The sequence below is a fragment of the Streptomyces sp. NPDC041205 genome (assembly GCF_055591765.1).
On sequence record NZ_JBVIZH010000003.1, the window covers coordinates 247,914 to 269,294 of the forward strand.

The window sequence follows — 21,381 nt, forward strand, 5'->3', positions numbered from 1 at the left end:
GGCCGCGGTCCCACGGAGGCACAGCATGAGCGACACCCGCATCACCACCGGCGAGAACGCCGTCACCCCCGAGCCCACGACCGTCACCGTCATCGGGCTCGGCAACCTCGGGCAGGTCCTCGCCCGCACCTTCCTCGACCAGGGCCACAAGGTCACCGTCTGGAACCGCTCGCAGGACAAGGCGGACGAACTGGTCGCCAGGGGCGCCACCTTGGCGGCCACCCCGGCCGACGCCGTCGCTGCGAGCGACCTGGTCGTCATCTGCGTACTGGACTACACGACCGTCCGCGCCCTGCTCACGCCGACCGCGGCCGCCCTCGCGGGCCGCGTGGTCGTCAACCTCACCTCCGGGACCCCCGACCCGGCCCGCGAGCTCGGCGCCTGGGTCACCGGGCACGGCGCCGCGTACGTGGACGGCGCGGTGTACGCGATTCCGCAGACCGTCGGCACGCCGGAGGCGTTCGTCCTGTACAGCGGCGACGACGAGGCCTTCGCGCGGTACCGGCCGCTCCTGGAGACGCTGGGCTCGGCGGTGTTCGTCGGCACCGACTCGGGGCTCGCGCCGGTGTACGACGTGGCGCTGCTCAGCGGCATGTACGGGATGTTCGCCGGGTTCTTCCAGACGGTGGCCGTCGCCGGCTCCGCCGGGATCGAGGCGGGGAAGGCCACCGAGCTGCTCGTGCGCTGGCTCAAGGAGGCCATCGCCGCGCTGCCCGGCTTCGCCGCCGAGATCGACGCCGGGGACTACCGGACCGAGACGTCCAACCTGGACATCAACGCCGTGGGCCTCGCCCACATCCTCACCGCGACCAAGGACCTGGGCGTCGGCGTCGACCTGCTCGCCCCGCTGCACACCCTGTTCCAGCGGCAGCTGTCCGAGGGCCACGGCGCCGAGAGCATGTCCCGCACGATCGAATCGCTGCGCTAGTACCCGCAGGGCCCGCCGGGCCGGTGCGCCACCGCACCGGCCCCGCCGCCCGGTCCCACGCCGCGCGGCCCCGCCGCCCCGCGCTCACACGTCCGCGAGCCGCGCCTCCTCCAGGCCCAGGGACCGCAGCAGCCGCCGCCGCGTCGTGTCGCTGAGGTGGTGCTGGTCGTACAGCCGCTGCGGCTCCGCCGCCTCCACGGCGATCAGGTCGCGGCGGATGCCCGCGTCGGGGAGGCGGCAGCGCGCGGTGGCCTCCTCGCGCTCGGTGTGGTCCGGTTCCAGCGCGATCGCCGGAGCGGCGTACAAGGCGTACAAGGGGGGCGAGCGTGAAGCCCTGGAGGGCGAGCGTGCCCGCGACCGTCAGCGCGTACAGCGGCCACGCCCGGGCGTCCGCGCTCGGCGCACGCACCTGCGCGGGCAACGCCGGGCCGATGAGGCTGAAGACGACGCTCTCCAGGAGGAACACCACCGTGCCGTACACGGCGTGCAGCCGGAGCCTTGTCCGGGCGTTGGCCGGCCGGTCGCCGCGCCCCCCGGCCACCATCCCGCCGATCAGGGTGCCGCCGCCCGCGAGGACCACGAACCGCGCCCCCTGGTCGTGTGCGGGCCGCCTCGAACGAGGGCCCATCACGCCGACCGGACTTCCCGGCACACCGCCCTCACCCTGTCGGCCCCCGGATGTCAAGGCCGTGTCAACGTCCTGGTGAGAGCTGCCAAGGATGTGTCAAGGGGCGTATCCGCCGGTCCCACGAGCGGCTTCGGTGGGGAAGTCACCCAGCACGCCAAGGAGTTGAGGACCGTGAGCGCTGAGAATGTGGTGGGACTCGTCATCGCCGTCAGCCTGGTCGGATATCTCGTCCTCGCGCGGCTCTTCCCGGAGAGGTTCTGACACCGGCGCGATGACGCACGTACGACCCGGACAGCTGAAGATCTACCTCGGCGCGGCACCGGGGGTCGGCAAGACCTGCCGCATGCTCGACGAAGGACGGCGACGGGCCGCACGCGGCGCCGACGTCGTCGTGGGCCTCGTGGAGTGCCATCGACGCCCGCACACGGAATCCCTGCTCATGGAGGCGAGGGCGGCCGGGCTCGACATCGTGGAGCGTGCCCGCGTCTCCTACCGCGGCGGGGAGTTCACCGAGCTCGACCTGGACGCGGTGCTCGCCCGCGGCCCGGAGGTCGTGCTCGTCGACGACCTCGCCCACACCAACGTCCCCGGTGACGGCCGCAACCCCAAGCGCTGGCAGGACGTCGACCGGCTGCTCACGGCCGGCATCGACGTCGTCACGACGATCAACATCCAGCACATGGAGTCCCTCAAGGACGTCGTGGAGAAGATCACCAAGGTGCCGCAGGCCGAGACGGTCCCCGACGACGTCGTGCGCCGCGCCCACCAGATCGAGCTCGTCGACGTCGCCCCGGAGTCGCTGCGCCGCCGCATGGCGCACGGCAACATCCACGCCCCGGAGAAGGTCGACGCGGCCCTCGCCAACTACTTCCGCACCGGCAATCTGACCGCCCTGCGCCAGCTCGCCCTGCTGTGGGTCGCCGACCGCGTCGACGAGGCCCTGCAGGCGTACCGCACCGAGCACGGCATAGGCGGCGTGTGGGAGACCCGCGAACGCGTCGTCGTCGGCCTCACCGGCGGCCCCGAGGGCGACACCCTGATCCGCCGCGCCGCCCGCATAGCCGACCGCTCCGTCGGCGGTGAGCTGCTCGCCGTGCACATCGCGCGCAGCGACGGCCTCGCCGCGGGCACCTCGCACGCGTCCCTGACCCGGCAGCGGCGGCTCGTGGAGGACCTGGGCGGCAGCTACCACTCGGTCGTCGGCGACGACGTCGCGACCGCCCTGGTGGAGTTCGCCCGCGCCGAGAACGCCACCCAGCTCGTCCTCGGCTCCAGCCGCCGCGGCCGCGTCGAGCGGTTCCTCACCGGCCGTGGCACCGGCGAGTCCGTCGTCGAGGCGTCCGGCGACATCGATGTCCACACCGTCACGCACGAACGCGCGGGCGCGGGCACCCTGCTGCCCTCCCGCAGACGCACGCTGTCGCGCCCGCGCCGCGTCGGCGGACCCGTCGCCGGGCTGCTCCTGCCGGGCATGCTCACCCTCCTCCTCGACCTGGACGTGGCCCGCGAACACCTGAACCTCACCAGTGAGGCGCTGCTGTTCCTGCTGGCCGTCGTGGGTGTGGCCTGCATCGGCGGGGTGCTGTCCGCGGTGGTGGCGTCGGTGACCGCGTCGCTGCTGCTCAACTACTGGTTCATGCCACCCGTCGGGCACTTCACGCTGGGGGACCCGAACAGCATGCTGGCGCTGGTGGTGTTCGCGATCGTCGCCGCCACCGTCGCCGCCGTCGTCGACCGGTCGCTGCGCCTGTCCCGGCGCTCGGCACGCGCCACCGCCGAGGCCGAGACGATGTCGTCGCTCGCGGGCACCATCGTGCGGGGCGGGCAGCCCATTCCCGCCCTGCTCGAACGCGCCCGGGAGGCCTTCGGCGTGGACGCCGCCGAACTCGTGGCGGAGCCGCCCGACGCCTCGGACACCCAGGTCACCGTCGTGCCCGCGGGCGCCGACGCCTACCTCGTGCTGCGCGGCCGCCCGCTGCCCTCCGCCGACCGGCGCGTCCTCGCCGCGTTCGCCGCGCACGTCGGCGCCGCCGTGGAGCGGGCCCGGCTCGCCGAGGCCGCCGCCGAGGTGGAGCCCGTCAAGGCCGCCGACCGGATGCGCACCGCGCTCCTGCGCGCCGTCGGCCACGACCTGCGCACCCCGCTGGCCGCCGCCCTCGCCGCGATCGGCTCGCTGCGCAGCCGCGACCTGGACTTCTCCGAGCACGACCGGGAGGAACTGCTCGCCACCGCCGACGAGTCCATGGCCAAGCTGAACCGCCTCGTCGACAACCTCCTCGACATGAGCCGCCTCCAGGCGGGCGCCCTCAAGCTGGAACTGCGCGACACCGCGCTCGAAGAGGTCCTGCCGCCCGCCCTCGACTCGCTGCCCGACCACTGCCCGGTCGAGACGGGCAGCCTGGAGGAGATCCCGGCCGTCCTCGCCGACCCGCCGCTCCTGGAACGGGTGATAGCCAATCTCGTCGGCAACGCCGCCCGCCACACCCCGGCCGGCGGCAAGGTCCTGATCACCGCGAGCGCCCTGGCGGGCCGCGTGGAACTGCGCGTCGTCGACCGCGGCCCCGGCCTCCCTCCGGCCGACCGCGACCGGGTCTTCGAGCCCTTCCAGCGGCTCGGCGACACCGACAACACCACAGGTCTCGGGCTCGGCCTCGCCCTGTCGCGGGGGCTCGCCGAGGCGATGGACGGCACGCTCACCCCGGAGGACACTCCCGGCGGCGGGCTCACCATGGTCCTGTCCCTGCCGTTCGCGGAACGGGTGCGTGAAGTCAACGGTGCGCGGGCCCCTGGCGTCTGGCATTCTGAGCGCCTTTGATTGATGAACGTATCAATCACCCCCCGAGCGCAGAGACGAGTTACATGGCACGCGGCAAGCTTCGGATCTATCTGGGGGCGGCACCGGGCGTCGGCAAGACGTACGCGATGCTGTCCGAGGCCCACCGTCGTATCGAACGCGGCACCGACTGTGTCGTGGCCTTCGTGGAGCACCACAGCCGTCCACGTACGGAAGTGATGCTGCACGGCCTCGAACTGCTGCCGCGCAAGGACCTGGAGTACCGGGGCGCGACCTTCACGGAGATGGACGTCGACGCCGTCCTGGAGCGTGCCCCGACCGTCGCCCTCGTCGACGAACTGGCGCACACCAACATCCCCGGCTCGCGCAACACCAAGCGCTGGCAGGACGTCGAAGAGCTGCTCGCGGCCGGGATCGACGTGGTCTCCACCGTCAACATCCAGCACCTGGAGTCCCTGGGCGACGTCGTCGAGCGGATCACCGGTGTCCGCCAGCGCGAGTCGATCCCCGACGAGGTGGTGCGCCGCGCCGACCAGATCGAGCTGGTCGACATGTCGCCCCAGGCGCTGCGCCGCCGGATGGCGCACGGCAACATCTACAAGGCCGACAAGGTCGACGCGGCCCTGTCCAACTACTTCCGCCCCGGGAACCTCACGGCCCTGCGCGAGCTGGCGCTGCTGTGGGTGGCGGACCGGGTCGACGAATACCTCCAGCAGTACCGGGGCGAGCACAACATCCGCTCCACCTGGCAGGCCCGCGAACGCATCGTCGTCGGCCTCAGCGGCGGACCCGAGGGCCGCTTCCTGCTGCGCCGTGCCGCGCGGCTCGCCGAGAAGGGCGCGGGCGGCGAGGTCCTCGCCGTCTACATCGCCCGCAGCGACGGCCTCACCGCCGCATCCCCGAAGGAACTCGCGATCCAGCGCACCCTCGTGGAGGACCTGGGCGGCTCCTTCCACCAGGTCATAGGGGAGGACATCACGGCGGCGCTCCTTGAGTTCGCGCGCGGTGTCAACGCCACCCAGATCGTCCTCGGCGTCTCCCGCCGCAGGTCCTGGCAGTACGTCTTCGGGCCCGGCGTCAGCGCCACCGTCGCCCGCGAGTCCGGGCCCGACCTCGACGTGCACCTGGTCACCCACAACGAGGCGGGCAAGGGACGCAGCCTGTCGGCCACCCCGCGCGCCGCCCGCCTCGGCCGCAACCGGACCACCTGGGGCTGGCTGGTCGGCATCGGCGGGCCGATACTGCTGGCCCTGCTGCTGCGCGGCGTGGCGCCCGACCTGGGCCTCGCCAACGACATGCTGCTGTTCCTGACGCTCACCGTGGCGGCGGCCCTGCTCGGCGGTCTGGTGCCGGCGCTCGCGTCGGCGGCGTTCGGCTCCCTGCTGCTCAACTACTTCTTCACGCCACCCGTCCATCACATCCTGATCTCCAACCCGAAGAACATCGTCGCCCTCGTGATCTTCGTGGCGGTGGCGGTGTCCGTGGCGTCGGTCGTGGACCTCGCCGCGCGCCGCACCCACCAGGCGGCGCGGCTGCGCGCCGAGTCGGAGATCCTGTCGTACCTGGCGGGCAGCGTCCTGCGCGGCGAGAACAGCCTCGAGTCGCTCCTGGAGACCGTGCGCGAGACCTTCGCGATGGAGTCCGTGGCGCTCCTGGAGCGGGAGAGCGACATCGCCCTGTGGACCTGCGCGGCCAGTGTCGGCCCCCGCCCGCACGTCGGCCGCCCCGAGGACGCCGACGTCGACATGCCCGTCGGCGACTACATGTCCCTCGCCCTCATCGGCCGCGTCCTGCCCGCCGAGGACCGCCGCGTCCTCGGCGCCTTCGCCGCGCAGGCCGCCGTGGTCCTGGACCGCCAGCGCCTGCAGTCCCAGGCGCAGGAGGCCCGCACCCTCGCCGAGGGCAACCGCATCCGCACCGCCCTGCTCGCCGCCGTCAGTCATGACCTGCGCACCCCCCTCGCCGGCATCAAGGCATCCGTCTCCAGCCTCCGCTCGGACGACATCGAGTGGTCCGAGGAGGACCAGGCGGAACTCCTCGCCGCCATCGAGGCGGGCGCCGACCGCCTCGACCACCTCGTCGGCAACCTCCTGGACATGTCCCGGCTCCAGACCGACACCGTCATGCCGATGGTCCGCGAGATCGACCTCGACGAGGTCGTCCCGCTCGCCCTCGAAGGGATGTCCTCGTCCGCCGAGCACGTGGCGCTCGACATCCCCGAGGACCTGCCCATGGTCGCCGCCGACAAGGGCCTTCTGGAGCGGGCCGTCGCCAACGTCATAGAGAACGCCCTGAAGTACAGCCCCGCCGGGGAGAGCGTCCTGGTCGCCGCGAGCACCATGGCCGACCAGGTGCAGTTGCGCGTGGTGGACCGCGGCCCGGGTGTGCCCGACGACGCCAAGGAGCGCATCTTCGAGCCCTTCCAGCGGTACGGCGACTCCCCGCGCGGCGCCGGTGTGGGCCTCGGCCTCGCCGTCGCCCGCGGCTTCACCGAGGCCATGGGTGGCACCCTCAGCGCCGAGGACACCCCGGGTGGCGGGCTCACCATGGTGCTCGCGCTGCGCCTTGTGCCCGGACGCCCGCAGATCAGCCCCGATCTGCCCGCGGCCGCCACGTCCTGAGACCGGCGTCCGGCCCGCCTCCGGTCGCCGTCCGCCGCCGGGTGACGTACGAAACGTAGGAGACGTACGGGACGCACCGGGCGCGGAACGGAGCAGGGAGGCGGGCGGCGATGGCCGGACTCCTCACGCCGCACGGCGTGGACGTGGCCACGCGCGGGCTCGACCTCGCCGGGGTGTTCGCCGCCGCGCTGCAGGGCGGCGCGATCGCCCGCACCGAACGGCTCGACCTGTTCGGCTTCGTCGCGGTCGGCGTGGTGTCCGGGCTCGGCGGCGGGCTCATCCGCGACACCCTGCTCCAGCACGGGACGCCGGTCGCGCTCACCGACGTCTTCTACCTGCCGACCGCGCTCGCCGGGGCCTTCGTCGCCTTCCTCATCAGCATCAGCCAGGAGGCCTGGGACCGGCTCTTCACCGCGCTCGACGCGGCGGTGATCGGCTTCTGGGCCGTCGCCGGGGCGCAGAAGACCCTGGCCGCCGGGCTCGGCTGGCTGCCCGCGCTGCTGCTCGGCACGATCACGGCCGTCGGCGGCGGGGCACTGCGCGACATGATGCTGCGCCGCGTTCCCGCGGTGCTCGGCGGGAACGCGCTGTACGCGTCCGTCGCGGTGGTCGCCGCCGCGATCACGGTCGTGTGCAGTTACGCCGAGCAGCCCACCCTCGGCATCGTGCTCGGCGTGACCGTGGCACTCGTCCTGCGGCTCACCGCGTACAAGCGCGGCTGGGGGCTGCCCAGCGGCCTGGAGTGGCAGCCCCGGTCGCGCCTGGCGAGTGCGCTGCGCCGGGGGTGGCGGCGCGAGTCCCGGACGGCGGAGGGCCGGGGCCGGGGGAGCGGGCGGGGGGCGAGTGCCGCCCGGCGGCTGCGGTTCCGCGGCGCCCACCCCGCGCCAGGCACCCTGCGCCGCAGGCCCGCACCGCCGCACCCGCCCGGCCCCGACGCCAGGGACGACACGGACGGCGACGACACCTTCGGTTCGCGGATCGGCCGATGAGTTCGCGCGCACGGGTGCGGCGTCGGTCCTGCTCGGCCGGGCGTTACTTGCTCCGCAGCTTCCCGAGCGGCTCGGGGTCCTCCTCCAGGGCGGTGGCCGCCGTCTTCCACGCGGTGTCGTCGCCGGTGAGGGCGCTGCGCAGGTAGGCCGTGCTGAGCCGCTGGATCAGGGCGACGCGCGCGGGGGACTCGTCCGTCGTCTCGGCGACCTCGTACCCGGGGATCCCGCCGAGCGAGTGCTCCGCGCCGAACAGCGTGAGCAGGCTTTTGGCTCCGGGGCCGTGGACATAGGGGTCGGTGAACCAGTCCGGTCCGCGGGTGGACAGGTGGGACCGGTCGTTGTCCCCGGCGACGATGAGGGCCGGGGTCGTCATGGCGTCGAAGGACGGCCGCAGGAACGGGAGGTGTTCGACGGCGAACGGGGTGAGGTCGTCGCCCAGGCCGGTCAGGGCGAACAGCACGCCCGCCGTGACGCGGGGGTCGGACAGGTCCTCGCCGGGCACGCCGTCGGCGTCGAGGACCCGCGCGCCGAGCAGCGTGCTCGCCGTCTGGGCTCCCCAGGAGTGCCCGGCCACGGCGACGCGGTCGCGGTCGACCCGCCCGCCGAGGCCCGGCACGGCGGCCGCCAGCACGTCGAGCCCGTCGAGGACACGGGTGAGGTCGTCGACGCGGATGCGCCAGATCCTGGGCGTACGCGGGTCGTCGGCGGGGACGGCGAGCGTCCGGGAGTCCAGGTGGGTGGGCTGGACGACCACGAAGCCGTGCGCGGCCCAGTGGTCCGCCAGCGGGGCGTAGCCGTCCATCGACCAGCCGAAGCCGTGCGAGAAGACGACGACGGGCAGGTCGGTGCCGGTCGCGGGGGCGGACACGCGGACCTGGAGATCCGTGCCCCGGCCCGGGGCGGGCAGGACGACGGGCTTCGCGGAGACGACCGGGGCGGGCGCGTCCGCGGGCTGCTGCGGGGGCGTGACGGCGGGTTCGGACATGGAGGTGCCTTCCGTGGGGATGCTGCGGGTCTCGGCGCGGCGGGCCCGGCGGTCGGCCGGGGGCGTCGCGGGCAGGGCCGGGTGGGCGGCGGGCAGCACGGACGAGCTGGTCGCCGGGCCCCCGGGTCTGCCATCATGAGCAAAACGGAACGTTGCTCCGCCAACGATACGGAACGTGGTTCCGTTTCACAACCCCCGCGGTGACCGTCCCGTGGCCCGGGGTGCCCGTCGCGCGTCTTCGGGCATCCGCCCCGCATGGTTCGGGGCATCCGCCTCATGACTCGGGGCATCGGCTCCACGACTCGGGGCATCCGCTCCATGACTCGGGGCGCCCGCCGCGCGGCTCGGGGCGCCCCCTCACGAAAGGAACGTCGCGGTGAACGAAAGCGCGGGCAGCGCCGCCGGATCCAAGCGCAAGGACGTCCGGCGCAACCAACAGACCCTGCTCGACGCGGCCGCGGCGGTCTTCGTCACCTCGGGCGTGGAGGTGCCGGTACGGGACATCGCGGCCGAGGCGGGCGTCGGCGTCGGCACGGTCTACCGCCACTTCCCCACCCGCGCCGACCTCGTCATCGCCGTCTACCGCCACCAGGTCGACGCCTGTGCCGAGGCCGGTCCCGCCCTCCTCGCGAGCGAGGCGACACCGCACGCCGCCCTCGAACGGTGGGCCGACCTCTTCGTCGACTTCCTGGTCACCAAGCACGGCCTGGCCGCCGCGATGCAGTCCGACAGCGCGGGCTTCGAGACGCTGCACGCCTACTTCCTCGACCGCCTCCTGCCCGTGTGCGCCCAGCTCCTGGAAGCCGCGGCCGCCGCGGGCGAGATCCGCGCCGACCTCACCGCGTACCAACTCATGCGCGGCATCGGGAACCTCTGCATCGGCGCCGAGAGCGACTCCCGCTACGACGCGCGCCGCCTGGTCGCGCTCCTCGTCGCGGGACTGCGCAAGGCCTGACGGCGGCGGCGCGGGCCGGTCACCTGAAGCGCAGGGTTCACCCGAGGCGCAGGGTTCATCCGAGGCGCGCGGTTCATCCGAGGCGCACGGTGATCTTCTGGGTGGCGCCCTTCGCGGGGCCGAGGTCTGCGAACGTGAGCTTCAGGGCCGCGCCCGTGCTGACCGACGTGACGGTGGCGGGCTTCGAGGTGACCGCGGCGACCGGCCGGTCCCACGTGACCGTCAGGCCCGCGCGCGCCGCCCGGGTCGGGTCGCTCACGCACACCACCGCCGTCCCGTCCGGCCGCTCGCCGACCAGTACCGCGCAGGCGGCGCTCGCGGTGAGCGCCCCGGCCGTGCCGCCCGACCAGAACGTCACGCCGGTGAAGCCGAGCGAGGGCACGCTGATGCCCTGCCGTGCCTCGGAGTTGGCGAGGATCCGCAGCCAGCCGGTGGCCGCGGCCCGCTCGGCCGTGCGGGCCGCGCTCGCGCCGGGCAGCAGGACGTACGCGTACGTCGCGTCCGTGGGGTCGGTGCCGTGGTCGACGTGCAGCGTGAGGTAGGTGCGGGTCAACGGGGTGGTGGCGCCGCCCTTGTTGATGTCGCTCCACTTGCCGGTGCGCCGCTCGCGGCGGGCCCGGACGGTGGCGCCGCCCGGGAAGACGTAGCCGCCGTGGCCGCCGATGTGCGCCCACCGGGCGCCCGTGAGGGTCTGCGACCAGGGCGTGGTGGTGGGCTTGGTGACGCCGTCGGCCTGGAACGGGGCGCCTCCGGCCGGGCCGAGGTTGCGGTTCTCCACGGTGGACTCCACGACCGCGCCGTCCGCGCAGCTGATGCCCGCGCCCAGGCACACGATCGCGTCGTCCAGGCAGAACCACGCCTTGCGGGCCGACAGCGTGCTCTGGAGCCCCTTCAAGTGCTGTCCGATGACGGCCCGTTGGCCATCGGTGGCCCCGCCCACCCAGCTCACGTCCGGCCGCGCCGCGCCCCAGTCGCCGCCCGCCCCGTCCGCGAGGGCCTTGCGTGACGCCGTGACGCCGGGCAGCCGGTAGGGGTCGACGGTGGGCCAGAAGGCGTCGCTGTACTGACCGTTGGCGTAGCTGTCGCCCCACCAGGCGAGCATGCCCGAGCCCGTGTGCCAGCCACGCAGGTTCTCGCCGTTGCCGGTCTCGTAGTACGTGATGCGGGCGTCGGCCATGCTGATCGACGCGGCCCAGCCGGGGCGGCGGTGCGTGGCCCGCGCCATGTTGGTGAACAGGCGGTGCCCGGTGGGCTCGGGCACGGGCGTGACGGCGGTGTCGTCCTGGACGGCCTTGAGCCGGGCCAGGTGGGCGAGGCCCAACTGGGGGTCGCTGAGCGGCGGGCTGTAGTAGTCGCGGCGCATCCAGCCCTTCACCAGGCCCCGCCACCGGGCGTTCTCGGCCGCCGACGCGCCCTGGCCGAGCAGCGCGATCGACGCCAGGATCGGGTGGCCGCGCAGGTGGTCGTCGGCCTGCGTCTGCTTCGTGTCGGAGGCGGCGATGCCGCGGCTGATGGCGCGGCCCGCGACGCAGTCCATGACCAGGCCGTTGTAGAGGAACGGCGCCCACGCCTTCTCCACGGCGTCGAAGACGATCTGCCTGCCCCCGTCCGTCACTTCCCACGGCGACCCGTCGAGCAGCGCGAACAGCAGGCCGAGCCCGCCGAGCAGCACCGACCCGTACGAGCCGGTGTACGGCACGGTGGTGTGCTGGATGAACGAGCCGTCCGCGTACAGGCCGTCGCCGCTGGTCACGTACGGGAAGACGGGTGAGAGGGCGTCCCGGGCCAGTGCGACCTTCGCCTCGTTCGCGCCGACGACGCCGCGCAGCGCGAGGACCCGGCACAGGTCCACGCGGTTGGCCCCGGTGCTGGTGCCGGTGTACCGGTCGACCGCGGAGTCCGGGACGAAGTGGTCGACGGCCGCGCAGTAGCGGGAGATCCGGTCGGCGGACAGCGCGTCGTACATCAGGACGCAGGTGTCGAGCAGCGCCTGCGGGGCGCCGATCTGCCAGCTCCACCAGTTGCCGAAGCGCGCCTGCCGCTCGTTGTAGACCTGCGCGTAGAGGTGGTCGAGGCCGGTCACGATCGCTGTCCTGAGTGTGGCGTCCCCGGTGAGCCCGGTGCCCTGCTGGCTGTACGCCTGGGCCATGGTGGCGAGCCGTGTGCAACTGGTGACGAGGTTCGCGGAGTAGCCGAACGACTCCTGATCGGTGTCGGGTTCGGGGTCGGCGTAGGAGGCGTCGGGCCACAGCGAGCCGGTCGCCGGGTCCATGGAGTCCCGGAACTGCCCGGCGGACGTGCCCAGTTGGGCCAGGCGGCTCTTGAACGGCTCGGCGGTCGGGCTGAATCCCTCACCGAGGATCAGGGTGCGCCACCTGGCACGCAGGGCGGCGAACGCGTCGGCGGTGCTTGGGGTCGCGGTGGAGCTCGCGGTGCCGTCGGCGGCCGCCGCGAGTGTGGCGGGCGCGGCGAGGGAGAGCGCCGAGGTGCCGGTGGTCAGGAGGAAGGCGCGGCGGGGCCAAGGAGTGGGCATGCGGGGGCTCCAGGGGGGGCCAGAGAGACCGGAGAGACGGAGAGACGGAGAGGCCAGAGGGAGGGGAGGAGCGGAAGGGCGCGGGCGTCGAGGGGCGCGGGGAGGTGCCGGGCGGTACGGGCGGCCGGGGCGCGGCCGGACCGGCGTCAGTAAGCGCTTTCTAGCATGCGGGCGCCGACGGGCTCAATGGGTGTGCCGCAGGACTCGACCGGGCGGACCCGGGGTGAGGCCGGGTCCGCCCGGCGCCCGGGCCGGGCTCAGGGCGCCGCCTCGGCCTCCACGGGCGGCGCCGTGCTGCCGGCGACCCGGGGGACCGACTCCACCGCCGACGCGGTGACTTCGCGCGGCGCCGCGTCGGCCGACGCGGCGGCAGCGGTCTGCGGTTCCGCGCCCGCGGGCGGGGTCGCCACGGCCTGCGGCTGCTGGTTCGCGGCCCGTTCCAGGAAGCGCAGGAGTTCGACGGGGAAGGGCAGGACCAGGGTCGAGTTCTTCTCGGCGGCGACGGCCACGACGGTCTGCAGGAGCCGCAGTTGGAGGGCGGCGGGCTGTTCGGACATCTCCTTGGCGGCCTCGGCGAGCTTCTTGGAGGCCTGCAGCTCGGCGTCGGCGTTGATGACGCGGGCGCGCCGCTCCCGGTCGGCCTCGGCCTGCCGGGCCATCGACCGCTTCATCGTCTCCGGCAGGGACACGTCCTTGATCTCCACGCGGTCGATCTGCACGCCCCAGCCGATGGCCGGGCTGTCGAGCATCAGCTCCAGGCCCTGGTTGAGCTTCTCGCGGTTGGACAGCAGATCGTCCAGGTCGCTCTTGCCGATGATGGACCGCAGCGAGGTCTGCGCCATCTGTGAGACCGCGAAGCGGTAGTCCTCGACCCGCACGATCGCGTCCGACGCCTCGACCACCTTGAAGTACACGACCGCGTCGACGCGCACCGTGACGTTGTCGCGCGTGATGCCCTCCTGCGCGGGCACGGGCATCGTCACGATCTGCATGTTGACCTTACGCATCCGGTCGACACCCGGAAGGATCATGGTGAACCCGGGCGTGCGCGGCGCCCCGGACAGCCGGCCGAGACGGAACACGACACCGCGTTCGTACTGCTTGACGACGCGGGCCGCCGACATCACGTACACGAGACCGGCGGAGAGTGTCACCACGCCGGCCGTGAGGAGTTCTTGCACCATGACGACCCCCTGTCGCTCCGAGCCGTCCGTCAATCAACGATACGCCCGGAAGGTGCGCCGGGGCGAGCCCCTGGGCACGGGCCCGGAAGGCCACAAGGCGGTTCCTGGCCACACGCGCTCACTAAGCTGTGCCGGTGTTCACCTCCCAGGGCCCCTCGCTCCGCGAACTGGCCGTCCAGGCGCTGTCCTCCACGGAGCACGGCTACGACTTGCTGGCTCCCAAGTTCGATCACACGCCCTTCCGTACGCCCGAGCGCATCCTCGACGCGTGTGCCGAGGCGCTGCGGCCACTCGGCCCGTTCGCCGCGGGGCTCGACGTGTGCTGCGGCACCGGGGCCGGTGTGGAACTCCTGCGGCCCCTGTGCCGGGAGCAGGTGACCGGCGTGGACTTCAGCTCCGGGATGCTGGCGCGGGCGCGTGCGGCGCTCGGCGCCGAGGACGGGCCGGGGGAGCAGGGTCCGGCGGTCCACTGGGTGCGGACCGACGCCCGCGCGCTGCCCTTCGTCGAGGGCTTCGACGTGGCCGTCAGCTTCGGGGCGTTCGGGCACTTCCTGCCCGCCGAGCGGCCGGGTCTGTTCGCCCAGGTGCACCGGGCGCTGCGCCCCGGCGGCCTGTTCGCTTTCCCCATCGGCGCGCCACAGCCACTCACGTCACCGTGGTACTGGGGCATGCTCGGCTTCGACCTGGCGATGCGGGCCCGCAACGCGCTGCGGCAGCCGCCCTTCGTCATGTACTACCGCACGTTCCCGCTGCCCGGGGTGCGGGCCGACCTGGAGGGGGCCGGGTTCACGGTGGGGCTGCGGCCGCTGGAGGAGTTCGGCCGCCGGGACGACGGGAGCCCGCACTGGCGGATGGTGGTGGCACGCAAGGCGGTGTGACCTCCGGCCCGGTCGGGTCGGCCGTCGTGGGGGACGGGGTTCCAGGACGGGCTCTTCAGCGGGGCGCGCTGCTGAACGCCCGCCGGTAGGCCTGCGGGCTGACCCCCGCGACCCGCTTGAAGCGGTCACGGAACGCGGTCGGCGAGCCGAAGCCGACCTGCGCGGCGATCCGTTCCACCGGGTGCTCCGTGGTCTCCAGGAGGTGCTGGGCCTGGCGGACCCGCGCCCGGTGCAGCCACTGCAGCGGTGTCGTGCCGGTCTGCTCGCGGAACCGGCGCAGCAGCGTGCGGCTGCTGAGGCCGGCGTGCCCGGCGATGTCGTCCAGGGTCAGGTCGCGCGCCGCGTTCTCGTCCAGCCAGCGCAGCAGTGGCTCCAGGGCGCGGCCGCGGGGCATCGCCGGGGGCTGGTTGACGATGAACTGGGCCTGGCCGCCCTCCCGTTCGAGCGGCATCACCGAGAGGCGCGCCGAGTCCGCGGCGACCGCGGAGCCGTAGTCGCGCCGCACCATGTGCAGGCTCAGGTCCATCCCGGCGGCGGCGCCCGCGGACGTGAGGATCTGGCCGTTGTCGACGTACAGCACATCCGGGTCGACGTCGATGTCCGGGTAGGCCGCGGCGAGGTGGTCCGTCGCGAACCAGTGCGTGGTGGCCCGCAGCCCGTCGAGCAGCCCCGCCTGCGCGAGGACGAACGTGCCCACGCAGATGGACGCGATGCGGGTGCCCGCGGCGGCCGCATCGCGCAGCGCCGCCAGGGTCTTCTCCGGCACCGGCGCGGTCGGGTCGTGGGTGCCCGGTACGACGATGGTGTCCGCGTCCACGAGCCCGCTCAGGTCGTGGTGCGCCCGCAGCGAGAACGCGCCCGCGTCGACCTCGGGCCCGGCCGCGCACACCCGCACCCGGTAGGCCTGCCGCTCACCGGGCAGCCGCGTCCTGCTGAACACGTCCAGGGGCATCGCGAGGTCGGAGGGGATGACGTCGTCGAGGGCGAGGAAAGCGACGGTGTGCATGGCGGCAACGTACGACACCACCGGACTCCCGCCAAACGCCGCTCGCGGCTCCCGCCCGGCCCAGATCGCCCGCGCCGCGCGCCGACGAACTGGGGGAACGGGCATCCAGCGGGCGGCGACGGCCCCGCGCCGCCCTGGCGATATCCCGTTGAAAGCTGTCATTGCAGCCACTGTCGGCGGAGGCGCGGCGCTGACTAGCCTCGACGCCGGGAACAGCACGGGAACAGCGCCGGAGCCCCGCCGGGGCCGCGGTCCCCGCCAGGAAACGGAACCTCGCATGCATGTTCAGGCAGTTCTCTTCGACGGCTTCGACCCCCTCGACGTCCTCGGCCCGCTGGAGATCCTGTACGCCGGGGGCATCGCCACGAACGGCGCGATCACCGTCGAACTGGTCTCGGCGGAGGGCGCCCGCGACGTCCCGAGCGGCCTGGACCTCGTCACCCTCAGAGCCACGGCGCGACTCGACCCGGAGCGCGACGGCCTGATCCTGGTGCCGGGCGCCGCCGGAGCCACCGAGCAGGGCGACCCCGAGGACGACAGCATCCCCTCCCGCCTGGCCCGCACCCAGCGCACCGACCTGCCCGCGCTCCTGTCGGCCGCCATGGCGCGCCCCGGCGTGACCATGACGTCGGTGTGCGGCGGCTCCCTGCTCCTCGCGATGTCCGGGCTCCTCAAGGGCAGGCGCGCCACCGGCCACCACGACGCCCTCGACGTCCTGTGGGGCCTCGGGGCGACCGTGGTGCGGGCCCGGGTCGTGGACGACGGCGACCTGGTCAGCGCCGCCGGGGTGACGTCCGGTCTCGACCTCGGACTGCACCTCCTGGAGCGTGAGTTCGGGCCGCGCGTGGCGCATGTGGTCGAGGAGGTGTTCGCGCACGAGCGGCGCGGGGTGGTGTGGCGCGCGACCGGCGCCGAGCCCGCTCGCATCTGATCCTGCCGCCGTGGACGCGCTCCGCCGTCCGGTGTCCCGCCCGCCGGAAACGCGCTCTCCCCGTCCGGCGCCCCGCCCGCCCTCCCCGAAGCGAAAGCCCTCCCATGACGAAGCTGTTCCTCATCCTCCACGTCCTCGCGGCCATCCTCGCCGTCGGCCCGGTCGCCGTCGCGGCCAGCATGTTCCCCAAGGTGCTGCGCGACGCCCTGGCCGGACCCGGCGACGCGGCCCCCGTCACGACGCTGCGGACACTGCACCGCATCTGCCGCGTCTACGCGGGCGCCGCCATCGCCGTGGTGGTCTTCGGCTTCCTGACGGCGAGCAGCATGGGCGTGCTCGGCAGTGCCTGGCTGATCACGTCGATCGCCCTGACGTTCGTCGCGGCGGTGATCCTCATCCTGCTGGTGCTGCCGCGTCAGGAGACGGCGTTGGAGGCGGTGGCCGGGGTGAAGGCCGCGGCTGCCGGTGAGGGCGCCGGTGCCGCCGGGGGTGAGGCCGATGACGCGGGCGCGACCGGTGGTGTGGGCGCGGTGCGCCTCGACACGCGCACCAGCGCCCAACTCGCCATGTTCACCGGCGTCTTCAACCTCCTCTGGGCCACCGTCACCATCCTGATGATCGTGCGGCCGGGCTCCACGACCGGAGGCTGACCCCGCACATGCCCCGTGAGGCTGGCCGGAGACGGCCCCCGTGCCTCATGCTCGAAGCGACGGCGGTCCGTCAACTTCCCGGCAGGGGGTACGAGATGGGGTCCGAGGACGACAGCACGGCGCCCGCTCCGGCCGAGCCCGCGGGCGCCGATCCGCGCGGCGCGATCGGGGATCCGCCGGTGGGCAGGACGCCGAACGAGTGCGCGCTGGCACGGGACCCGGCGGCGCCGCACGCGGAGGCGTGGCAGGCCCCGGGCGCACCGGACCTGTCGGCCCCGCTCGACCCGCCGCCCGCACCCGGGCCGACGGCGCGGCCGCGGACCCCGGAGGACTGACGCCATGGGCCTGACGATCTGCAACCGCTTCCACACCCGCGTCCACGTCTCGATCGGCTTCTACGACAACACCTGCCTGTACAACACGGGCCCGCACATCATGGGCTGGTGGAACCTGGACCCGGGCCGCTGCGCGCTCGTGTACGCCAACCGCGTCAACCAGTACAGCCGCATGTGGTTCTTCGTCGGCGAGGCCGTGAACAACGGCCCGGTCTGGGCGGGGGAGTACGTCACACAGGTGCCGGACCAGGCGTTCAACCGCTGCTGGCGGCCCTCGGTCTCGGGCGGCCACCCGCGCGGCTTCCGGCTGTTCGACGTGGGCGACAACGAGAACTTCACCCTGAACCTCACCGGCTAGCGCCCACCGGGCCACGCCGGACCGGTCCGGACACCCGGCGTCCGGGCGCCCCGCTCACGCCAGGAACGCCACCCGGTCCGCCCGCACGGGGTGCGCGAAGCCCTCGCCCGCCGCCCAGCGCGCGACCTCGCTCACCGCGACATCGGTCAGGCGCCGCCACTCGTTGCCCTGCGAGCCCGCGAGGTGCGGGGTGATCAGCGCGTTCTCGCAGTCCCACAACGGGTGCCCCGGCGGCAGGACTTCGGGTTCGGTGACGTCGAGCACCACCCGCATGCGGCCCGCGAGGACCGCTTCGGTGAGCGCGTCCTGGTCGACCACGGCGCCGCGCGCGGTGTTGATGAGCACGCCGTCGGGGCGCAGGGCGGCGAGCTGGCGGCGGCCGACGAGTCCGCGCGTGGCGGGCAGGAGCGGGGCGTGCACGCTCACGATGTCGCTCCGCCGGAACAGCTCGTCGAGCCCGACGGCCCGCACGCCCAGCGCGGCCGCCTCGGCTCCGTCGACGTACGGGTCGTGCAGCAGTACCTCGATGTCGTACGGGCGCAGCAGCTCGATGACGCGCCGTCCGACGTGGGAGGCGGACAGGATCCCCACGGTGCGGCGGTAGTTGCCGATCGAGTGCGGTGTGGTCAGCGGGTCGTCGCGGTCGCGCGCGGCCTTGAAGGCACGGGCGCGCTCCAGGACGTGCTTCCCGGCGAGGAGGATCATCGCGACGGTGTACTCGGCGACCGGCAGCGCGTTCGCGGCGGCCGCCGACGACACCTCGATGCCGCGCTCCCAGCAGGCGGGCGTGAGATGGCCGCGTACGGATCCGGCGGTGTGCACGACGGCCCGCAGCCCCGGCGCCGCGGCGAGGGCGGCCTCGTCGAGCGGCGGACAGCCCCAGCCGGTGATCAGCACCTCGGCCCGCGCGAGCACGTCCCGGGCCCGCTCGCCGGAGAAGTCGTCGAGGACGGGCGGGTGCCGGAGCGCGCAGACTCCGGCGAAGGCGGCGAGCACGTCGGGCCCGAGCAGCGCCCGGGCGGCGCCGGGCGACATGGCGAGCGCGGCGGTCGGCCGGCGGGTCGCGTGCGGTGGGGTGGGCATGCGGGGCGGGACTCCATCCTTCCGGCGGCGCGGGATCCGTACGAGTCTCGTCGGGCCGCGCCGCTTTCGCACGTGTCGCAGCCGTGGCGCCGGGCCCGCGTGGCCACATCGGTACGCCCGCTCCGGTGCGGCGGCGGCACCTGTCGTAGGATCGATCGCGTACCGCATCGCATGGCGGCCTCCTGAAGCACACGCAACCCGACCGGGAGGTCCCCGCATGTCCGCGCTCAAGGTACGCCCCTTCCACCGAGACGACCGCGATCAGCTCACCGAGCTGGTGAACAGTCATGTGGCCGCCGTCGTGCCGGGAGTCTCCGTCTCCGTGAACACCGTCCTCGGGCAACTGACGCGCCAGCCGGACGAGTTCATCACCGACCCGTGGGTGGCCGAGCGCGTCACCCTTGTCGCCGAGCAGCGTGCGTTCGTCGTGGCCGCCGCGCATCTGCTGCGCTACCGCTCCGACGCCGACGTCTCCCCGGACCACCGCGGCATCGGCGAGATCAACTGGTTCGTCTGCCACCCGCCCGCGTCGTTCTGGCCGGACTCGGAGGAGGCCGCCGACCTGCTCATGAGCGCCTGCCTGGCCCAACTGGCCCGCTGGGGCGTGCGCGCCCGCGCGGCCGACGGCTCGCTGCCCGCCCCGGCCGTCTACGGCCTGCCGAGCGTCTGGCCGCACGTCCGTGCCGCCTACGAACGGGCCGGATTCCGGCACACCGGACACACCGAGGTCGTCCTGATCGCCCCCCTGTCGGCCCTGCCCCGGACCGAGCCGCCGCTGCCGGGCCTGGCCGTCCGCCGCACTCTCGGCGCCTGCGGCACACGTCTGACCGCGCATCTCGGCGGCCGTGACCTGGGCTTCATCGAGGTCGACAGTGCCCTCGGCCGCGCCGAACGCCAGGCCCGCAACGGCACGCTGGCCGACATCGGCGACTTCCACACCGAGCCCGGCCGCGGCGTCGAAGGCCTGGACGCCTGGCTCCTGGGCGAGGCCGCCGAGTGGCTGCGCCTCGCCGGGGCCGACCGGCTGCTCGCGTACGAGGGGGCCGACGAGCCCGAAGCGATCGAGCGGCTCACCGCGCTCGGGTTCCGGGAGCTGGTGCGGACCGACCGGGGTTGGTACCACGCCTGACGTGGCGCGGCCCCGAGGGCCGTTCGCAGCGGTCGCTCAGCCGAACTGCACCGACCGCTTCGAAAGGCCGAGCCACGAGCCCTCGATGACGCTCCGCTGACTGCCCAGGTCGTCCGCCGCCGTGCCGAGCGTGACCGCGAGCGGCACGAAGTGCTCCTCGCGGGGGTGGGCGTACCGGGCGGCCGGGGCCTTGCGCGCGAAGTCGAGCAGCGCGTCGACGTCACCGGCCTCCAGGGCCCGCCGCCCCCAGTCGTCGAACTCGGCCAAGGGGGAGGGGACTTCGTTCTGGGGGTTGATGGCCCGCAGGTTGTGCGTGAAGTGGCCGCTGCCGACGATCAGCACGCCCTCGTCGCGCAGCGGCGCGAGCCTGCGGCCGATGCCCATCAGCTGTTGCGGGTCCAGCGTCGGCAGGGACATCTGGAGCACGGGGATGTCCGCTTCGGGGTACATCTGGAGGAGCGGCACGTACGCACCGTGGTCGAGGCCGCGTTCGGGCAGGTCCTGCACCGGCATGCCCGGGGCCCGCAGCAGTCCCCGGACCTGCTCGGCGAGCTCGGGCGCGCCGGGCGCCGCGTACTGGACGCCGTAGTAGTGCTCGGGGAAGCCCCAGAAGTCGTAGACCAACGGCACGACGGTGGTCGCGCCGAGCGCGAGCGGGGCCTCCTCCCAGTGCGCGGAGACCATCAGGATCGCCTTCGGGCGCGGCAGCTCCGCGCCCCACCGGGCGAGCTGGCCGGGCCAGACGGCGTCCTCGGCGAGGGTCGGGGCACCGTGGCTCATGAAGAGCGCGGGCATCCGCGACACCGGGTGATCCAGGGGTGCGGTGGTCATGGTCGGTCGCCTCCTCAGCAGAGTGGTTCAAATTTGAATCACATATACGCGGTCGACCGTACTCGATGGTTTGAATTTGAACAACAGGCGTACGCTGCTCCCATGGGCGACACGAAGTGGCTGAACGACGACGAGATGGCCCTCTGGCAGGCCTTCCTCACGGCGGGGGCGCTGCTCGACCGGCGCATCGAGGAGCAGCTGAAGGCCGAGTCGGGGCTGTCCCACGTCCAGTACGAGGTGCTGGTGCGGCTGTCCGCCGCCGAGGGCGGTGAGCTGCGCATGAGCGAACTCGCCGCCGACGTGCTCACCACCAAGAGCGGACTGACGTACCAGATCACGCAGTTGGAGAAGGCGGGCCTGGTACGCCGCCGCTCGTGCGCCGCGGATGTGCGCGGTGTCTACGCCGTCCTCACCGACGCGGGCCGCGCCCGCCTGGAGCGGGCGGCGCCCGGCCATGTCGAGGTCGTCCGCGCCCATCTGATCGACGTGCTCAGCGAGGACCAGGCGCGGGCCCTGAAGGACGGGCTCGGGGAGGTCGCGCGGAGGCTGGGCGGGGGGTGAGC

At 73.6% G+C, this 21,381-nt stretch carries 20 protein-coding genes; 13 read left to right on the forward strand and 7 right to left on the reverse strand.

The window, feature by feature from the left end:
• Nucleotides 1–25 precede the first annotated feature (25 nt).
• Nucleotides 26–928 (forward strand): NAD(P)-dependent oxidoreductase, encoded by a 903-nt coding sequence (locus ACZ6BG_RS15335; protein ID WP_469000855.1) that lies wholly within the window; start codon nt 26–28, stop codon nt 926–928.
• Nucleotides 929–1,012: 84 nt separating this feature from the next.
• Here ACZ6BG_RS15335 and ACZ6BG_RS15340 read toward each other — a convergent pair whose 3' ends face one another.
• Nucleotides 1,013–1,243 (reverse strand): hypothetical protein, encoded by a 231-nt coding sequence (locus ACZ6BG_RS15340; protein WP_469000857.1) that lies wholly within the window; start codon nt 1,241–1,243, stop codon nt 1,013–1,015.
• A 484-nt stretch (nt 1,244–1,727) separates the two neighbouring features.
• Here ACZ6BG_RS15340 and kdpF point away from each other — a divergent pair, with 484 nt between their 5' ends.
• The 4 genes from kdpF (at nt 1,728) to ACZ6BG_RS15360 (ending at nt 7,960) form a co-directional block, all read left to right on the forward strand.
• Nucleotides 1,728–1,817 (forward strand): K(+)-transporting ATPase subunit F, encoded by a 90-nt coding sequence (gene kdpF / locus ACZ6BG_RS15345; RefSeq protein WP_033263837.1) that lies wholly within the window; start codon nt 1,728–1,730, stop codon nt 1,815–1,817.
• A gap of 10 nt (nt 1,818–1,827) precedes the next feature.
• On the forward strand, nt 1,828–4,371 hold the full coding sequence (locus tag ACZ6BG_RS15350; protein WP_469000862.1) for a sensor histidine kinase: 2,544 nt from the start codon (nt 1,828–1,830) through the stop codon (nt 4,369–4,371).
• 44 nt (nt 4,372–4,415) lie between these two features.
• Nucleotides 4,416–6,971 carry an ATP-binding protein gene (locus tag ACZ6BG_RS15355; protein ID WP_469000866.1) on the forward strand — a complete coding sequence of 852 codons (2,556 nt, stop codon included), beginning with the start codon at nt 4,416–4,418 and terminating at the stop codon, nt 6,969–6,971.
• 110 nt (nt 6,972–7,081) lie between these two features.
• Nucleotides 7,082–7,960: a trimeric intracellular cation channel family protein gene (locus tag ACZ6BG_RS15360; protein WP_469000869.1), complete on the forward strand. Its 879-nt coding sequence runs from the start codon at nt 7,082–7,084 to the stop codon at nt 7,958–7,960.
• A 43-nt stretch (nt 7,961–8,003) separates the two neighbouring features.
• Here the strand turns inward: ACZ6BG_RS15360 and ACZ6BG_RS15365 are convergent, their stop codons facing one another.
• Entirely contained in the window at nt 8,004–8,945 is a 942-nt protein-coding gene (locus ACZ6BG_RS15365; protein WP_469002918.1) for an alpha/beta hydrolase family protein, read from the reverse strand.
• A 376-nt stretch (nt 8,946–9,321) separates the two neighbouring features.
• Between ACZ6BG_RS15365 and ACZ6BG_RS15370 the strand changes: the two genes are divergently transcribed.
• Nucleotides 9,322–9,900: a TetR/AcrR family transcriptional regulator gene (locus tag ACZ6BG_RS15370; protein ID WP_469000873.1), complete on the forward strand. Its 579-nt coding sequence runs from the start codon at nt 9,322–9,324 to the stop codon at nt 9,898–9,900.
• 73 nt (nt 9,901–9,973) lie between these two features.
• Here the strand turns inward: ACZ6BG_RS15370 and ACZ6BG_RS15375 are convergent, their stop codons facing one another.
• Nucleotides 9,974–12,433, reverse strand: coding sequence for a polysaccharide lyase 8 family protein (locus ACZ6BG_RS15375; protein WP_469000875.1), 2,460 nt, complete (start codon nt 12,431–12,433; stop codon nt 9,974–9,976).
• A 257-nt stretch (nt 12,434–12,690) separates the two neighbouring features.
• The gene (locus ACZ6BG_RS15380) at nt 12,691–13,617 is read right to left on the reverse strand and encodes a slipin family protein (protein ID WP_469000878.1); all 927 of its coding nucleotides are present in this window, start codon (nt 13,615–13,617) and stop codon (nt 12,691–12,693) included.
• A 134-nt stretch (nt 13,618–13,751) separates the two neighbouring features.
• On the opposite strand from ACZ6BG_RS15380, the gene ACZ6BG_RS15385 reads away from it, so the two are divergent.
• The gene (locus ACZ6BG_RS15385) at nt 13,752–14,495 is read left to right on the forward strand and encodes a class I SAM-dependent methyltransferase (protein WP_469000880.1); all 744 of its coding nucleotides are present in this window, start codon (nt 13,752–13,754) and stop codon (nt 14,493–14,495) included.
• A 55-nt stretch (nt 14,496–14,550) separates the two neighbouring features.
• On the opposite strand, the gene ACZ6BG_RS15390 is transcribed toward ACZ6BG_RS15385, so the two are convergent.
• A complete protein-coding gene (locus tag ACZ6BG_RS15390) occupies nt 14,551–15,501 on the reverse strand; it encodes a GlxA family transcriptional regulator (protein WP_469000884.1) in 951 nt (316 codons plus the stop codon).
• Nucleotides 15,502–15,778: 277 nt separating this feature from the next.
• On the opposite strand from ACZ6BG_RS15390, the gene ACZ6BG_RS15395 reads away from it, so the two are divergent.
• The 4 genes from ACZ6BG_RS15395 to ACZ6BG_RS15410 all read left to right on the forward strand — a co-directional run bounded on the left by ACZ6BG_RS15395 (nt 15,779) and on the right by ACZ6BG_RS15410 (nt 17,775).
• Nucleotides 15,779–16,432 carry a DJ-1/PfpI family protein gene (locus ACZ6BG_RS15395; RefSeq protein ID WP_469000888.1) on the forward strand — a complete coding sequence of 218 codons (654 nt, stop codon included), beginning with the start codon at nt 15,779–15,781 and terminating at the stop codon, nt 16,430–16,432.
• A 104-nt stretch (nt 16,433–16,536) separates the two neighbouring features.
• Nucleotides 16,537–17,082, forward strand: coding sequence for a hypothetical protein (locus ACZ6BG_RS15400; RefSeq protein ID WP_469000891.1), 546 nt, complete (start codon nt 16,537–16,539; stop codon nt 17,080–17,082).
• A 95-nt stretch (nt 17,083–17,177) separates the two neighbouring features.
• Nucleotides 17,178–17,417, forward strand: a complete 240-nt coding sequence (locus ACZ6BG_RS15405; RefSeq protein ID WP_468459297.1) for a hypothetical protein — start codon at nt 17,178–17,180, stop codon at nt 17,415–17,417.
• Nucleotides 17,418–17,421: 4 nt separating this feature from the next.
• Nucleotides 17,422–17,775 carry a DUF1036 domain-containing protein gene (locus tag ACZ6BG_RS15410; protein ID WP_469000894.1) on the forward strand — a complete coding sequence of 118 codons (354 nt, stop codon included), beginning with the start codon at nt 17,422–17,424 and terminating at the stop codon, nt 17,773–17,775.
• Nucleotides 17,776–17,829: 54 nt separating this feature from the next.
• Here ACZ6BG_RS15410 and ACZ6BG_RS15415 read toward each other — a convergent pair whose 3' ends face one another.
• Nucleotides 17,830–18,858 (reverse strand): hydroxyacid dehydrogenase, encoded by a 1,029-nt coding sequence (locus ACZ6BG_RS15415; RefSeq protein ID WP_469000897.1) that lies wholly within the window; start codon nt 18,856–18,858, stop codon nt 17,830–17,832.
• 217 nt (nt 18,859–19,075) lie between these two features.
• Here ACZ6BG_RS15415 and ACZ6BG_RS15420 point away from each other — a divergent pair, with 217 nt between their 5' ends.
• Entirely contained in the window at nt 19,076–19,987 is a 912-nt protein-coding gene (locus tag ACZ6BG_RS15420) for a GNAT family N-acetyltransferase (protein ID WP_469000899.1), read from the forward strand.
• A gap of 36 nt (nt 19,988–20,023) precedes the next feature.
• On the opposite strand, the gene ACZ6BG_RS15425 is transcribed toward ACZ6BG_RS15420, so the two are convergent.
• The gene (locus tag ACZ6BG_RS15425; protein WP_469000903.1) at nt 20,024–20,818 is read right to left on the reverse strand and encodes a dioxygenase family protein; all 795 of its coding nucleotides are present in this window, start codon (nt 20,816–20,818) and stop codon (nt 20,024–20,026) included.
• 102 nt (nt 20,819–20,920) lie between these two features.
• Between ACZ6BG_RS15425 and ACZ6BG_RS15430 the strand changes: the two genes are divergently transcribed.
• Complete coding sequence (locus ACZ6BG_RS15430; RefSeq protein WP_469000905.1) at nt 20,921–21,379, forward strand: MarR family winged helix-turn-helix transcriptional regulator; 459 nt, start codon at nt 20,921–20,923, stop codon at nt 21,377–21,379.
• Nucleotides 21,380–21,381 lie beyond the last annotated feature (2 nt).